Consider the following 14433-nt stretch of genomic DNA (forward strand, 5'->3'; position numbering starts at 1 on the left):
CAGGTGCCGGGAGGCGGCCGGTCAGAACATGCCGTTGTCGTTGGCCGAGGTGGCGGGGACGACCTGCAGGACGTCCCAGTGCTCGACGATCCGGCCCCCGTCGTCCAGGCGGAAGATGTCGATGCCGGCGTAGTCGTCGCTGCCGGGCCAGGTCTGGTGGCAGTGCAGGACGACCAGGTCGCCCTCGGCGATCACCCGGACGAACCGCACGTGCTTGCCGGGGAAGTCCTCGGCCATCCGCTCGAAGTACGCGACGAAGGCCTCCTTGCCGTCGGCGACGTGCACGTTGTGCTGGGTGTAGGTGTCCCCGGCGTAGCGCTCGAGCGCCTCCGCCGGGCGGCACCGGTTGAACATCAGGTCGTAGAAGGCGAGGACGGTGTCCTTGTTGCGCTGCAGATCGGGCACGGGTCCGATCGTGCCGCGGGGCGGGCTCACAGCGTGCACCGGGCGGCGGCCGGGCTCATCGCCGGTCGACGGGGGCCGGGGTTCGGTGGGGCCGGCGTTCGGTGGGGCACGGGGGATCTCCTCGGCGGGTGGGTCGCGGCGTCAGCCGCGCGGGAGGACGGCGGCGACGGAGAGGGCGTTGGTCACGACCGCGGTCACGGTGCGGGCGACCGCTGCCCCCGCGGCGGCGGCGCCCCAGTCGCCCTGTTGGAGCGCCGCGGCCCGCGCGATGACGGGGCGGGTCCAGGGGATCTCGCGGTGCAGCGTCGGCAGCGCGCCGCTCGCCGACAGCAGCGCCGCCGACGCCGCGGTGCGCGGGTCGGGCTCCACACCGTCGACGAGCACGGCGCGCACGCGCTGCACGAGGGCCGCCCGGCGGCCGGTGTCCCCCAGCCCCAGCCGCGTCGAGGTGAACAGGCCGAGGGTCCGGCGGGTCGACCGGGTCAGGTCCCCGCGCCCGACGAGCCGGTCGAGCACGGGCCCGCGCAGCGGCGGGCCGATGGCCGCGAGCACGGTCTGCACGTCGCGCGGCTTCTCGGCCACGTGGTCCCGCGCGGAGCGCAGGAGCGCGTCCGCGGGAGGGCCGTCCCCGGCCGGGTGGACGAGGGTGCCGCGGAAGCCGGCGTCCTCGGTCCGGGCCAGCCCGAGCAGGGCGAGCTCGGCGAGCAGCGCGCCGCCGAGGAGGTAGAACAGCGTCCCCTCCCCCGCGATCGTCCCGGACGACGGGTCGAACAGCAGCAGCACGACGTCCTCGGCCAGCAGCGGCGCCGCCGATCCCGGTTCCGGGGCGCTCATCCCCGGCCGCCGAGGTGGGTGGCGAGGTGCTCCTCGATGGCGCGGAACAGCATGACCTGGTTCTCCGGGTTGTCGAAGCCGTGTCCCTCGTCCTCGGCGACGAGGTACTCGACGGGGACCCCGCGCTCCCGCAGCGGGGCGACGATGTTGTCGGACTCGGCCTGCACGACCCGAACGTCGTTGGCGCCCTGGGCGACGAGCAGCGGCGTGCGGATGCGGTCGACCATCGTCACGGGCGAGCGGCGGCGCATGTCGGCGAGCGCGTCGGGGTCGTCGGGGTCGCCGACGTAGGCGATCCAGTTGTTGGTCATGTTGGCCCGGACGAACGGGGGCAGGGTCGACAGGAAGTTCGCGAGGTCGGAGATGCCGACGTAGTCGACGGCCGCCGCGAACTTCTCCGGTGTGACGGTGATCCCGACGAGCGCGGCGTACCCGCCGTAGGACCCGCCCACGATCGCCAGGCGCTCCGGGTCGGCGTATCCCTGCGCGACCGCCCAGTCGACGGCGTCGATGAGGTCGTCGTGCATCGCCCCGGCGAACTCGCCGATCGCGGCGGTCAGGTGCCGGCGCCCGTACCCGGTCGACCCGCGGAAGTTGACCCGCAGCACGGCATGGCCGCGGTCGGCCAGGAACTGCACGGCCGCGTTGTACCCCCAGGTGTCGTGCATCCACGGTCCGCCGTGCACGAGCAGCACCAGCGGCAGGTCACGCGGCTCGACGCCCACCGGCAGGGTGAGGAACCCGTGCAGCGGCAGCCCGTCGCGGGCCGGGAACCGGACCGCCGTCGTCGGGGCGAGGGCGGCCGGGTCCAGGCGCTCGTCGCGGAACAGCAGGCGGCCCCGCCCGGTGGAGTGGTCGTAGAACCACGTCGTCGGGGGTTCGCGGTCGTGGACGAAGGTCGCGACCCAGCGCTGCTCGCCCAGGTCGGAGCTCACCCAGCCCAGCACGCCGTCGGTGAGCCCCTCCAGCGCGGCCTGGACCTGCGCGAAGTGCGGGTCGATCGCCACGACCTGCGGCCGGTCGCCGGTGAAGCGGGCGGCGAGGACCTCCCCGGTGCGGCGGCTGGCGAACACCGTCGGCGGCAGGGTGTCGGAGGCGGAGCTGAGGGTGTCCAGGCTGTGCCCGTCCACGGCGGCGACGACGGTGAGCTCGCCGGTGTCGCGGTCCAGGCGGACCAGGCGCAGGTCGTCGGAGTCGTGGTGGTCGCCGAGCAGGGCACCGCTGCCGTCGGGCAGCGGGAGGAGGAAGAAGCCCACCGGGTGCGACGGACCGTCGAGCCGGTGCAGCAGGCGGCGCACGCCGGTCGCGCGGTCGACCGCGTGGACCTCGTGGGTGCCGTCCTCGTCCTTCGACACGAACCAGGTCGCCTGCCCGTCGCGGTCGAGCAGGAAGAACTCGCTCGGGTCGTCGCGCTCGACGAGCGGGGTGGTCCGGCCGGTGGCCAGGTCGAGGCGGAACACGTCGACGAAGAGCGGGCGGGGGTTCATCCAGACGATCGCGGTGCCGGGCACCGTGGTCTCGGTGTCGACGGCGAACACCCGCGATCCCGGTTCCATCGGGGTGAGGTCGACGGCCGGGACGTCCGGGGCGTCCAGGTCGACCCGGTGCAGGTGCCAGTCCTCGTCGCCGTCGGTGTCCTGCAGGTAGACCAGCCAGCGGGGATCGTCGGTCCAGTGGTAGGTGGTGATCCCGCGGCGGGTGTCGTGGGTGACGGCGACGGCGTCGTCATGGGTCCGGTCGATGCCGCGGACCCAGACGTTGCGGCGCCCGCGGTGCGGGGCGAGGTAGGCGATCCGTGTCCCGTCCGGCGAGATCGACGCGTGCGAGAACGGCGGGTCCGCGAACAGCGTCTCGACGTCGATCGGCGCGGGCCGGGTCTGCACACTGCTCTGTTCGTCGGTCACGGCACCATCGGACACCGTGCCGTTGCGGCAGGGTCAAGCCCGGCGGCCGGACTTGACCCTGCCGTGGCGGCACGGTGTTGCGTGGATCCCGCCACGAGCCGCACCAGCACGGGAGAACCGATGACCACCGCACCGCTGCCCGATCTCCTCGACATCGACGAGTTCTTCGGCGACCCCGAGTTCGCCGTCGCGTCGATCTCCCCCGACGGCACGCGGATCGCCTACCTCGCCCCGCACCGGGGGCGGCGCAACGTGTGGGTCCGCGGGATCGGGCAGACCCACGACGAGGCCGTCCCCGTCACCCAGGACGCCCGGCGCGGGATCACGACCTACCACTGGACCGACGACCCGCGCTTCCTGCTGTACCTGCAGGACACCGACGGGAACGAGGACTGGCACCTGTTCCGGGCCGATCTCGGGCATCCGGACGAGCCGGCCGTCGACCTGACGCCGATGGACCCGGGATCGCGCGTGGTCGGCGTCGCGCCGCACCCGCCCGTCCCGGGAACCGTCCTGGTCTGGATGAACCGGCGGCCACTCGTCTTCGACGTCTTCCGGGTCGACGTCGCCACCGGCGAGACCGTCGTGCACCTCGAGCAGGACGACCCGACCACCAGCGTCCTGCTCGACCGCGACGGCCGGCCGGCCTTCCGCACGGCGCAGGCACCGGACGGGACCATCGAGTTCTCCGCCGTCGACCCCGTGACCGGGGCGGCGCGGCCGCTGCGGACCACGGGCGGCGTGGAGCACCCGATGGGCGTCCATCCGCAGCTGGTCACCGCCGACGGCCAGGGCCTGCTCGTCGGGTCCTACCAGGACTCCGACGACCTGCGGCTGGTCCGCATCGACCGCACGACCGGCGAGGAGACCGTCGTCGCCGCCGTCGAGGGCCTCGACCTCGACGTCACCGGCACGATGCTGCCCGGCGTGCTCCCGCCGACGGTGTACACCCGCCGGAACGGGGAGGTCCTGGCCGCCCGCTTCGTCGGCGACCGGCCGCACGTCGAGGTGGTCGACCCGGCGTTCGCCGAGGTGTACGCCGCACTGGAGAAGCTCTCGGACGGGGTGCTGGGCACGCTGTCCTGCGACGACGCGGAGCAGCGCTGGGTCGCCACGTTCGTCCACGACCGCGACCCGGGGGTCACCTGGTTCTACGACCACTCGACCGGCGAGGCCCGCCTGCTGTTCCGCCGCAGGCGGTCCCTCGGCCCCGAGACGCTGGCCCCGATGACGCCGGTCCGGTTCCCGGCCCGCGACGGCCTGCCGCTGCACGCCCTCCTCACGCTCCCCGTCGGGGTGGCGCCGCAGGGCCTGCCGCTGGTGCTCCTGGTCCACGGCGGGCCCTGGTACCACGACTCGTGGGGCTTCAGCCCGGACGCGCAGTTCCTGGCCAACCGCGGGTACGCGGTGCTCCAGGTCAACTTCCGCGGCTCGCTGGGCCACGGCCGCCGCCACGTCACCGCCGCGGTCGGCGAGTTCGCCCGCGCCATGCACGACGACCTCATCGACGCCGCCGACTGGGCCGTGGCGCAGGGCTACGCCGACCCCGGCCGCATCGGCATCTACGGCGGCTCCTACGGCGGGTACGCCGCGCTCGTCGGCGTCACCGTGACCCCGGACTACTTCGCCGCCGCCGTCGACTACGTCGGCGTCTCGGATCTCGTGAACTTCCTGGCGACCCTGCCCCCGTTCGCCCGGGCGGCCCTGACCAACAACTGGATCGCCTACGTCGGAGATCCCGACGACCCGGAGCAGCGGGCCGACATGCTGGCCCGCTCCCCGATCACGATGGTCGACCGCATCCGGACCCCGCTGCTCGTCGCCCAGGGCGCCAACGACGTCCGGGTCGTGCAGGCGGAGTCCGACAACATCGTCGCGTCGCTGCGCGAGCGCGGTGTCCCGGTCGAGTACCTGCTCGCGCCGGACGAGGGCCACGGCTTCGAGAACCCGGAGAACCGGGCCCGCCTCTACCGGGCCGTCGAGCGGCACTTCGCCGAGCACCTGGGCGGGCGCCGGGCGCCGGACGACGACGACCGGTGACCGGGCGGGTTCAGCCCTCCCGCTCGGCCCGCAGCACGTCCCGGGCCCGGCGGAAGACGTCGAGCTGGGCCGGGTTGTAGAGCTCCCGCATCGCGGCCGCGGCCACGTCCGAGACGAACCGCGCGCCGCGCGGGGCGTCGGTGTGCGGGTCCGCCAGCCCCGGGTGGTCTTCCTGGATCCTGCGCAGGTGCGGGGCCATGCGCTCGGCGAGGTCCTGCCGGGTCGCCTCGTCGGCGTCGGCGGGCAGCGCGTCGAACTCGCCGTCGGTGGGGTCGCGCGGCGCGGCGCGCAGCAACTCCGCGTAAGCCTCCAGCCGCTGCGGGCCGAGGACGCGGCTCATGACCGCCACCAGCGACCGGTCGGCCTCCGACATCCGCACCGCCGCGTCCGGCGGGGCGACGTCGGCGGGCCAGTCGGCCGGGACGTGGTGGCGCAGGATCAGCCCGAGCTCCGTCCGGGCCCGCTGCAGCCGCTCGATCGTCGCGGCCAGTTCGGCGTCCAGGGCCCGCAGCGCCTCGGCGGGATGGTGGTCGTCCTCGCCGAGCTCCGCGATCCGGCTCAACGAGAAGCCGAGATCGACCAGACGCTTGATCCGCAGCAGCCGGACGAGATGGGCGACGCCGTACTGCTTGTAGCCGTTGGAGCGTCGCTCGGGCTCGGGCAGCAGGCCCACGTCGTGGTAGTGCCGGACCGCCCGCAGGCTGGTCCCGGCCAGGTCGGCGATCTCACGGGTGCTCCAGGACATGGCCCCCACCCCACACCGTGCCGCAGCGGCACGGTCAAGGACGACCCTGACGGTCCGCGGAGTGGCGGTCGGTCAGAGGATGCCGAGGGCCCGTACCGCGACGACACCCCCGACGAGCAGCAGCATGAGGGCGAAGCTCCTGGTCAGGGCGTTGCCGGAGAGCCGCTCCGCGACCCGCTTGCCCAGGACGCTGCCCACGACGGCGAGCAGGGTGAAGGGGACGACGATCCGCCAGTCCAGGTCCAGCGGGGCACCCAGCCGCGATGCCATCGACGACACCGCGTTGAGGCTGATGATCAGCAACGAGGTGCCGACGGCCTGCGACACCGGCATGCGCAGGACGATCACCAGGGCCGGGACGACGAGGAACCCGCCGCCGACACCCAGGAACCCGGTCATGAAGCCGACGACGAGGCCGCTCAGAACGATCTTGGCCGCGGTGCCGAGCCGGCGGCGTCGGGTGGGCACCGGCACCGCCATGCGCACGGCGGTCGACACGGCGCCACCGGGCGGCGCCGACGAGGGTTCGCCGGCCGGCCCCGTGGTCGTCGGGCGACCGGGGCGGCCGTCGACCAGCATGGCGGCGGCGGCGAGCGCGGTGACCGCGGCGAAGGCCAGGAGCAGCACGCGCTGGTCGACGTGCCGGTTGAGCAGCGTGCCCAGGAACGCGGCGGGGACACCCAGCGCCCCGAAGGTCAACCCGGTGCGCCAGTCGATGCGGTCCCCGCGGAGGCGGGCCAGGGTGCCGGCGAGCGCGGTGATGCCGACGATGACGATGCTGCTGGTCGTCGCGCTCTGCGCGGTGAACCCGAGGAGGTAGACCAGCAGCGGGACGGTCAGGACCCCGCCGCCCCCGCCGAGCGCGCCGACGACCAGGCCCATGACCAGGCCGAGCGCCGCCGCGAGGACCGTCATCAGCCGACCGCGCCCGGTGCGCCGTCGTCGGTGGTGATCGGGAGCCCGGCGTCGGCCCAGGCCTTCATGCCACCTGCCATGTTGCGGACGTCCACCCCGGCGGCGGCGAGCGCGACGGCCGCCCTGCCCGACCGGTTGCCCGAGCGGCACACCGCGATCACGGTCCGGCTGCGCGGGACCGACGCCGGCTGCAGGTCGCCCAGCGGCAGGTGGACGGCATCGGCGATGTGCCCGATGCGCCACTCCTCGGGCTCGCGGACGTCCAGGAGCAGGGCACCGCGCGCCGCCATCTCGTGCGCGGTCATCGGATCGACCTCGGCGATCGGGTCAACGGCGGCCATCGGCTCTCCCCTGCCACATCGTGGACTGACGCGGCAAATGTACGTTCATTTATCCGGGGCAGCAAGGACCGGCGCGCACGGCTCCCACCACCTGGGCCGATGCGTTGCCCAGCGGGTCGGCGGGGTGGTCGAATGGGCCGTGACCACGGTGAAGTCCTCGACGCGCCACACGTTCTGCGTGTGCCTGCTCGCGACGGACCAGCTGTCGGTCGACGATCGTCGCTGTCGGGCGGGCCTCGAGTCCCGGTGATCCGACGGTCCGGCACGCGCCGGGACCCGGTCACCCCCCGACCAGCGGAAGCGTTCGCCCGATGAGCACGACAGACGCCCGTTCCCCCCACCCCGCGGACCGGTCTCCCGACCCGGTGGCCCGCGAGGAGCACGTCGACGGCCGTGAGTCCGTCGACGCACCGCGGCGGCCCGTCCTGGGTCGTATCGCCGACGCCGTGCGTGCTGCGCACGCGGCGTCGGTGCCGTTCTGATCCGTCCGGCCACACCGGTCCGACGACGACCACGCGACGCCGGGCGGCGTCCACCGCCGACGCGGGCACGCCCGCCGCACCGCTCGGGGCGACCCCACGTCCCACCGCTCCGGGGCGGCGTCGGTCGGCGGGATCGACGGCGTCGACGCACGGGAGCAGTCGTCCCGACACGTGACCCGGTACGCGGTCGATCCGCGAGCCGGCCGCGTCACGGCGTTCGACGCCGGGGAGCCCCTCCCCCGTCGACGCCCGATCCGCCTTGACCGGAGACCCGGGCAGCCCTACCGTCACCGTCAGATGTACGTACATTTGAACGGGGATTCCGCATGGTGAACGTCGAGGTGATCGCCACCGAGGAGCTGGGCGACCGCAGCTACCTGGCGCACGACGGCTCCGTCGCGGTGGCCGTCGACCCGCAGCGCGACATCGACCGCGTCGAGGCCCTGCTCTCCGCTCTCGGACTGACCCTGGAGCTGGTGGTCGAGACCCACATCCACAACGACTACGTCACCGGTGGCCGGCAGCTCGCCACCCGGACCGGCGCGCGCTACGTGGTCAACGCCGAGGACCCGGTCGCCTTCGACCGGGTCCCGGTCCGGGCGGGCGACGAGATCGCCGTCGGGGCGATGACGGTCCGGGTCGTCGCGACCCCCGGCCACACCTTCACCCACCTCTCGTACGTGATCAGCGACGGCGACCCCGCCGCCGCGCCCGCGGTGTTCACCGGGGGGTCCCTGCTGTACGGCAGCGTCGGGCGCACCGACCTGGTCGACCCGGCCCGCACCGACGAGCTCACCCGCGCCCAGTACCACTCGGTCCGGCACCTCGCCGAGAGCCTGCCCGGCGAGACCGCGGTGTACCCGACCCACGGCTTCGGCAGCTTCTGCTCGGCCGCCCCGACGACCGGCGGCCCGAGCGGGACCATCGCCGACGAGCGGGCGCGCAACGACGCCGTCCTCGAACCCGACGAGGACGCCTTCGTGGCCCGCCTCGTCGCCGGACTCACCGCCTACCCCGCCTACTACGCCCACATGGCGCCGGTGAACCTGCGCGGGCCCGCGCCCGTCGACCTCTCACCGCTGCCGGTGCTCGATCCCGCCGAGCTCGCTGCGCGGATCGACGCCGGCGAGTGGGTGGTGGACCTGCGCGACCGCACCGCCTACGCCGCGCAGCACCTCACCGGCAGCGTCGGCATCGGGCTGGGCCCGCAGTTCGCCACCTGGCTCGGCTGGGTCATCCCCTGGGACACCCCCCTCACCCTGATCGGCGAGAGCGCCGAGCAGGTCGCCGACGCCCAGCGCCAGCTCGTCCGGATCGGCATCGACCGCCCCCGGGGACGGGCCACCGGCACCATCGACGCCCTCGCCGACGGCCGCCCCACCCGCAGCTACCCCACCGCCACCTTCGACGAGCTCCGCACGGCGCGCGGCGAGGACCCCGTCATCGTCGACGTCCGACGCGACGACGAGTACGCCGTCGCGCACATCCGCGGCGCACTGCACATCCCGCTGCCGGAGCTGGCCGACCGCCTCCACGAGCTCCCCGACCGCCGCCTGTGGGTGCACTGCCAGAGCGCCTACCGCGCCTCCATCGGCGCGAGCCTGCTCGACCGCGCCGGCTTCGACGTCGTCCTCGTCGCCGACGAGTTCCCGCACGCCCAGGAGCTCGGGCTCACCGACTGAGGGGGACCAGAGCCGAGTCGCCGGCCGTCAGCGGGGAGCCGGTCTCACCGCCGGCCCCGTTGACCGCCCGACTGAACCGTGGTTCAGTCGTGAATCGCCGTTCAGTCATCCCGCGAGAGGCCGGCCCGAGGAGCGCACGTGGTCGCACCCGCCGGGCCGGCGCCCGTGGCCCCCGGCCGGAGCCCCCGGGTGGCCGCCCGCCAGGCCGACGCCCGGCGTCGGATCCTGGAGGCGGCCCGGGTCGTGGTGGCCGAGCAGGGCTTCGCCGCCGCGCAGGTCGCCGTGGTCGCCTCCGTGGCCGAGGTGGCGACCGGGACGATCTACCGCCACTTCCCGTCCAAGGCGTCGCTGTTCTCGGAGGTGCTGCGGGTCGTCTGCGTGCGCGAGCTCGAGGTCGTGCACGCCGTCGCGGCCGAGCACGGGCGGAGCGCGACCGACCGGATCGGCGACGCCGTCGCGACGTTCGTGGACCGGGCGCTGCGCGGCGACGGGCTGGCCTACGCCGTGATCGCCGAGCCGATGGACCCCGCCGTGGACCAGGTGCGCCTCGAGGCCCGGGCGGGGCTGGCGCAGGCCTTCGCCGGGCTGATCCAGGAGGGCGTCGACTCCGGCGAGTTCGCCGAGCAGGACGCGCGCATCCGTGGGGCGGCGATCGTCGGGGCCTTCCTCGAGGGCGTGGTCGCCCCCCTGGCCGAGCGCGCCGTACGGCCCGCCGACCGGGACGCGATCAGCGGCGAGATCGCCCGCTTCTGCCAGGCGGCGGTCGCGGGCCCACCCCCACCGACCGGACAGGACCGAGCATGACGATCACCGGCACGAACCCCGACTTCACCACGCAGCGCCCGATCCCCGACAACCTGGTCCCGGACCTGAACGGCGTGAACGCGTTCACCACGGACGCGGTCGCCGCGGGGATCGTGCGGACGCACGCCCCGTGGGCGTGGGGACGCGCCGAGGAGCTCGGGTCGAGGGTGTGGGACCCGCAGGTGCTCAAGGCCGCCCGCGACGCCCAGCGCTTCACCCCCGAGCTGCGGACGCTCGACCGCATCGGCCGCGAGGTCCACGACGTCGACTTCCACCCCGCCTACCACGAGCTGATGGCGCTGGGCTTCGGCTCGGGGACGCACTCGCTGGCCTGGACCGCGACCGAGCCCGGCGGGCACTCGGCCCGGGCGGTGCTGTCCTACCTGTGGAACCAGATCGACGGGTCGACCGCGTGCCCGATCGGCATGGCCTACGCCTCGATCCCGGTGCTGCGCGACCAGCCCGAGCTCGCGGACTTCGCCCGGGCGATCGAGACGGAGGGCTACGACCCGGCCGACCTGCCGATCGGGCGGAAGACCGCCGGCACGATCGGCTACTTCATGACCGAGAAGCACGGCGGCTCGGACCTCCGTGCGAACGTCACCGTCGCGCGCCCCGTCGGCAGGCGCGGGCCCGGCGAGCGGTACCTGGTCAACGGGCACAAGTGGTTCGCCTCGGTGCCCATGGCCGACGGCTACCTGACCGTCGCGCACACCGAGGGCGGGGTGTCCTGCCTGTTCGTCCCGCGCCGGCTGCCCGACGGGGACCTGAACCGGATCAGGATCAACCGCCTCAAGGACAAGCTGGGCAACCGCGCCAACGCCTCCTCCGAGATCGAGTACCACGACGCCGAGGCGCTCCTCGTCGGTGAGGAGGGCAGGGGGATCCGCACGATCCTGTCCTCGGCCGAGTACACGCGGCTGGACTTCGCGGTCGGTTCGGCCGGTCTGATGCGGGCGGCGCTGTCGCAGGCGCTGCACTACAACGACCACCGCGACGCGTTCGGCGCACCGCTGTCGCAGCTGCCGATCCAGGCCCCCGTGCTCGCCGACATCGCCCTGGAGTGGGCGGGTGCCGCGCACCTCGGGTTCCGGGTCGCCCGCGCCGAGGATCTCCCGGGCGACGTGTCCGAGCGCCTGGTCAGCCGGCTGCTGACGCCGGTGGCGAAGTTCTGGAACTGCCGACGGGTGGCGGGCGTGACGGAGGAGGTCATCCAGTCGATCGGGGGCAACGCCTACATCGAGGAGCACCCGTGCCCCCGCTACTACCGGGAGGCGCCGCTCAACGCGATCTGGGAGGGCACGTCCAACATGATGGTGATGGACGTCGGCCGGGTGCTGACCCGCGAGCCCAAGGCGATCGAACCGGTCCTCGACGAGATCCGGCCCGCCGCCGCCGAGCACCCGCTCCTGGCGGCTGCGCTCGACGAGATCGAGGAGCTGGTCACGGCCCCCGACCAGGTCACCCGCTACCTGGTCACGAAGATCGCGCTGGCCGTGCAGGCCGCCCTGCTCGTCGAGCACGCGCCCACGGCCGTCGCCGACGCGTTCGTCGCCTCGCGGCTCGGGACCGGGTGGGGGCCGGGCTACGGCACCCTGCGCGGTGTCGACTCCGCCTCGATCATCGACTTCGCCCGGCTCGGCTGAACCGGACTCGCTGATCCGGACCCGCCGGACCGAACGCCCTGGTCGGCAGCGCCGGGGAGGCGTACCGTCACCGCGTAGGAGAGCCGGGAAGCCTGGTCGGCACGTCGATGACCAGCGCCCTCCGGAGGCCGTCGTGCCCGCTGTCCCCGCACTCCGCACCGAGCGGCTCACCAAGCGCTACGGCCGCGTCCTCGCCCTCGACGCGCTCGACCTCGAGGTGGCGCCGGGCGAGGTGTTCGGGTTCCTCGGCCCCAACGGCGCGGGCAAGTCCACCACCATCCGGCTGCTGCTCGGGCTGGCCCGGCCCACCGCCGGCCGGGCCTGGGTGCTGGGCACCCCGGCGTCCGACGTCGCGGCCGCGCACGCGCACCTCGCGCACGTCCCCGCCGACGTCGCGCTGTGGCCCACCCTGACCGGGGCCGAGACCCTGGAGCTGCTCGCCCGGATCGGCCCGGGCACCGACCCGGCGCTGCGCGACGAGCTGGTCGACCGGTTCGAGCTCGACCCGTCGAAGCCCGGCCGGACGTACTCGACCGGCAACCGGCAGAAGGTCGCCCTGGTCGCGGCGTTCGCCACCCGCGCCCCCGTCCTCGTGCTGGACGAGCCGACCAGCGGGCTGGACCCGCTGATGGAGCAGCAGTTCCGGCTCGCCGTCGCACAGGCCCGCGACCGCGGCCGGACGGTGTTCCTCAGCTCCCACCAGCTCGCCGAGGTCGACGCCGTGTGCGACCGGGTCGCCATCCTGCGCGCCGGGCGCCTGGTCGAGACCGCCGACGTCGCCGACCTGCGCGGGCTGCACCGCACCGAGGTCGTCGCCGTCGTCCGCGGACCGGTACCGGCCCTGGCCGGGGTCCCCGGCGTGTCCGGGGTGTCCGTCGACGGCGGACGGGTGCGCTTCGACCTGGTCGGGCCCCCGGCCCCGGCGCTGCGTGCCCTCGCCGCCGCCGACGTCACCTCGCTGCGGATGCGCGAACCCACCCTGGAGGAGATCTTCCTCGGCTACTACGGCGGGACCGGACGGTGACCGCGGTCGCGCCGGTGACCGCCCGGCCGGTCGCCGCACTCGCCACCCGCCTCGTCGCCCGTGGTGCCGGCGTCGTGCTCGCCGTCGCGGCCGGCATGTCCGCGCTGGTCGCCGCCACCTACGCCGAGGTGATCGCCTCGGCGCCCGGCGGCGCGGGGTCCCTGGCCGCGCTCGCCGGCAACCCGGCCATCCGCACCCTGTTCGGCGAACCCGTCGCGCTCGACGACCCCGGCGGCTTCACCGTCTGGCGCACCGGCACCGTCCTCGCCGTGCTCGTCGTGGTCTGGGCCGCGCTCTCGGCCACCCGGATCCTGCGCGGCGAGGAGGACGCGGGCCGGTGGGACCTGCTGCTCGCCGGACGGGTCCCGGTCCGCACGGTCGTCGCGACACATCTCGCCGTGCTCCTCGGCGCCGTCACCGCGATCGGCGCCGCCGTCACCCTCGCCCTGATCGCTACCGGCACCGCACCGGGCGGCGCCGCCGTCCACGGAGCGTCCCTCGCCCTGATCGGTGCCGCGGCCGTCGGGACCGGCGCCGTCACCTCGCAGGTCCTGCCCGATCGCGGCCGGGCCGCCGCCGCGGCGGTAGCGCTGCTCGTGTCCGGGCTGCTCGCCCGGATGGTCGCCGACGGGGTGCCGGCGCTGGAGTGGCTGCACTGGGTGTCCCCGTTCGGCCTCGCCGCCCTCGCCCGCCCGTACGGCGGCGACCGCGTCCTGCCGCTGCTGGTCCTCGCAGCGGCCGTGGCCGCGCTGCTCGCCGCCGCCACCGCGCTCGCGAGCCGCCGCGACCTGCACGACGCGCCGCTCGGCACGGGCGGTCCCCGACCTCCGCGGACGCGGCTGCTCGGGTCCCTGCCGGCCTTCGCGGTCCGCAGGCTGCTCCGCCCGCTCGTCGGCTGGACCGTGGGCATCGCCGCGTTCTTCCTGCTCATCGGCCTGATCGCGGAGTCGATGACCACGTTCCTCACCGACAACCCGCTGTTCGCCGAGCTCGCCGCCCAGGCCGGTCTGGCCGAGCTCGGCTCGGTCGAGGGCTACGCGGCCACCCTGTTCGCGCTGCTCGCGATCCCCCTCGGCGGGTTCGCCTGCGCCCGCATCGCCGGCCTCGCCCGTGCCGAGTCGGCCCGGCACCTCGACCTCCTGCTCGCCGCCCCACGCACCCGCCGCCACCTGCTCGGTGCCGAGACCGCCGCCACCGCGGCCGGCGCCGTCGCGCTGACCGTCACCGCCGGACTCGCGACCTGGATCGGCACCACCGTCGCCGGGGCGCCCCTCGCCGTCGGCGCCGCACTGGCCGGGGCGCTGAACACGCTGCCGGTCACCGCGCTGGGCCTCGGCGCGGCGCTCCTCGCCCTCGGCCGCGCACCGACCCTCGTCGTCCCTGTCGGGATGCTCCCGACGGCGGGCGGGTTCGTGCTCGACGTCGTCGCCGACAGCGTCGACGCCCCGGCGTGGGTCCGCTCGCCGTCCCCGTTCGACCACCTCGCCGCGGTACCCGTCGAGCCGCCCGACCTGCCCGCGGCCATCGCGATGCTCGGCGTCGCCGCGGCGTTCGCGCTCGTCGGGACGTGGAGCCACTCCCGGCGCGACATCGGCTGACGATCGGCCGTCC

The 14433-nt window shown here is 74.7% G+C and carries 13 protein-coding genes; 7 read left to right on the forward strand and 6 right to left on the reverse strand.

The genetic code is table 11. From position 1 onward, the window contains the following. Positions 1–21: 21 nt before the first annotated feature. From H6H00_RS26380 to H6H00_RS26390, 3 genes are all read right to left on the reverse strand, one after another. Complete coding sequence (locus H6H00_RS26380; protein ID WP_185718349.1) at positions 22–405, reverse strand: nuclear transport factor 2 family protein; 384 nt, start codon at positions 403–405, stop codon at positions 22–24. A gap of 141 nt (positions 406–546) precedes the next feature. Next, positions 547–1239 (reverse strand): GOLPH3/VPS74 family protein, encoded by a 693-nt coding sequence (locus H6H00_RS26385; RefSeq protein WP_185718350.1) that lies wholly within the window; start codon positions 1237–1239, stop codon positions 547–549. Further along, positions 1236–3143, reverse strand: coding sequence for a S9 family peptidase (locus H6H00_RS26390; protein WP_185718351.1), 1908 nt, complete (start codon positions 3141–3143; stop codon positions 1236–1238). Before H6H00_RS26390 ends, H6H00_RS26385 begins: the two co-directional genes overlap by 4 nt. A 120-nt stretch (positions 3144–3263) precedes the next feature. Here H6H00_RS26390 and H6H00_RS26395 point away from each other — a divergent pair, with 120 nt between their 5' ends. Further along, entirely contained in the window at positions 3264–5183 is a 1920-nt protein-coding gene (locus tag H6H00_RS26395; RefSeq protein WP_185718352.1) for a S9 family peptidase, read from the forward strand. A 10-nt stretch (positions 5184–5193) separates the two neighbouring features. Here the strand turns inward: H6H00_RS26395 and H6H00_RS26400 are convergent, their stop codons facing one another. The 3 genes from H6H00_RS26400 to H6H00_RS26410 form a co-directional block, all read right to left on the reverse strand. Further along, complete coding sequence (locus H6H00_RS26400; protein ID WP_185718353.1) at positions 5194–5928, reverse strand: MerR family transcriptional regulator; 735 nt, start codon at positions 5926–5928, stop codon at positions 5194–5196. 72 nt (positions 5929–6000) lie between these two features. Next, positions 6001–6843 carry a sulfite exporter TauE/SafE family protein gene (locus tag H6H00_RS26405; protein WP_185718354.1) on the reverse strand — a complete coding sequence of 281 codons (843 nt, stop codon included), beginning with the start codon at positions 6841–6843 and terminating at the stop codon, positions 6001–6003. Continuing rightward, on the reverse strand, positions 6843–7184 hold the full coding sequence (locus H6H00_RS26410) for a rhodanese-like domain-containing protein (RefSeq protein ID WP_185718355.1): 342 nt from the start codon (positions 7182–7184) through the stop codon (positions 6843–6845). The genes H6H00_RS26405 and H6H00_RS26410 overlap by 1 nt, the downstream gene beginning before the upstream one ends. A 311-nt stretch (positions 7185–7495) precedes the next feature. Here H6H00_RS26410 and H6H00_RS26415 point away from each other — a divergent pair, with 311 nt between their 5' ends. The 6 genes from H6H00_RS26415 (at position 7496) to H6H00_RS26440 (ending at position 14420) form a co-directional block, all read left to right on the forward strand. Further along, a complete protein-coding gene (locus tag H6H00_RS26415; RefSeq protein WP_185718356.1) occupies positions 7496–7666 on the forward strand; it encodes a hypothetical protein in 171 nt (56 codons plus the stop codon). A 326-nt stretch (positions 7667–7992) separates the two neighbouring features. After that, positions 7993–9348: an MBL fold metallo-hydrolase gene (locus tag H6H00_RS26420; protein WP_185718357.1), complete on the forward strand. Its 1356-nt coding sequence runs from the start codon at positions 7993–7995 to the stop codon at positions 9346–9348. A 138-nt stretch (positions 9349–9486) separates the two neighbouring features. Next, on the forward strand, positions 9487–10152 hold the full coding sequence (locus tag H6H00_RS26425) for a TetR/AcrR family transcriptional regulator (RefSeq protein ID WP_185718358.1): 666 nt from the start codon (positions 9487–9489) through the stop codon (positions 10150–10152). After that, entirely contained in the window at positions 10149–11798 is a 1650-nt protein-coding gene (locus H6H00_RS26430; RefSeq protein ID WP_185718359.1) for an acyl-CoA dehydrogenase family protein, read from the forward strand. Before H6H00_RS26425 ends, H6H00_RS26430 begins: the two co-directional genes overlap by 4 nt. 133 nt (positions 11799–11931) lie before the next feature. Next, positions 11932–12822, forward strand: coding sequence for an ABC transporter ATP-binding protein (locus H6H00_RS26435; RefSeq protein WP_185718360.1), 891 nt, complete (start codon positions 11932–11934; stop codon positions 12820–12822). Then, positions 12819–14420 (forward strand): efflux permease Rv1217c-related protein, encoded by a 1602-nt coding sequence (locus H6H00_RS26440; protein WP_185718361.1) that lies wholly within the window; start codon positions 12819–12821, stop codon positions 14418–14420. Before H6H00_RS26435 ends, H6H00_RS26440 begins: the two co-directional genes overlap by 4 nt. Positions 14421–14433: the final 13 nt, after the last annotated feature.

Origin of the sequence: Pseudonocardia petroleophila (assembly GCF_014235185.1) — a bacterium.
Taxonomy (GTDB): domain Bacteria; phylum Actinomycetota; class Actinomycetes; order Mycobacteriales; family Pseudonocardiaceae; genus Pseudonocardia; species Pseudonocardia petroleophila.

Coding starts and splice junctions, on each gene's coding strand:
- H6H00_RS26395 (WP_185718352.1), top strand. CDS start 3,264: ATGACCACCGCACCGCTGCCCGATCTCCTCGACATCGACGAGTTCTTC.
- H6H00_RS26385 (WP_185718350.1), bottom strand. CDS start 1,239: ATGAGCGCCCCGGAACCGGGATCGGCGGCGCCGCTGCTGGCCGAGGAC.
- H6H00_RS26430 (WP_185718359.1), top strand. CDS start 10,149: ATGACGATCACCGGCACGAACCCCGACTTCACCACGCAGCGCCCGATC.
- H6H00_RS26415 (WP_185718356.1), top strand. CDS start 7,496: ATGAGCACGACAGACGCCCGTTCCCCCCACCCCGCGGACCGGTCTCCC.
- H6H00_RS26420 (WP_185718357.1), top strand. CDS start 7,993: ATGGTGAACGTCGAGGTGATCGCCACCGAGGAGCTGGGCGACCGCAGC.
- H6H00_RS26405 (WP_185718354.1), bottom strand. CDS start 6,843: ATGACGGTCCTCGCGGCGGCGCTCGGCCTGGTCATGGGCCTGGTCGTC.
- H6H00_RS26410 (WP_185718355.1), bottom strand. CDS start 7,184: ATGGCCGCCGTTGACCCGATCGCCGAGGTCGATCCGATGACCGCGCAC.
- H6H00_RS26400 (WP_185718353.1), bottom strand. CDS start 5,928: ATGTCCTGGAGCACCCGTGAGATCGCCGACCTGGCCGGGACCAGCCTG.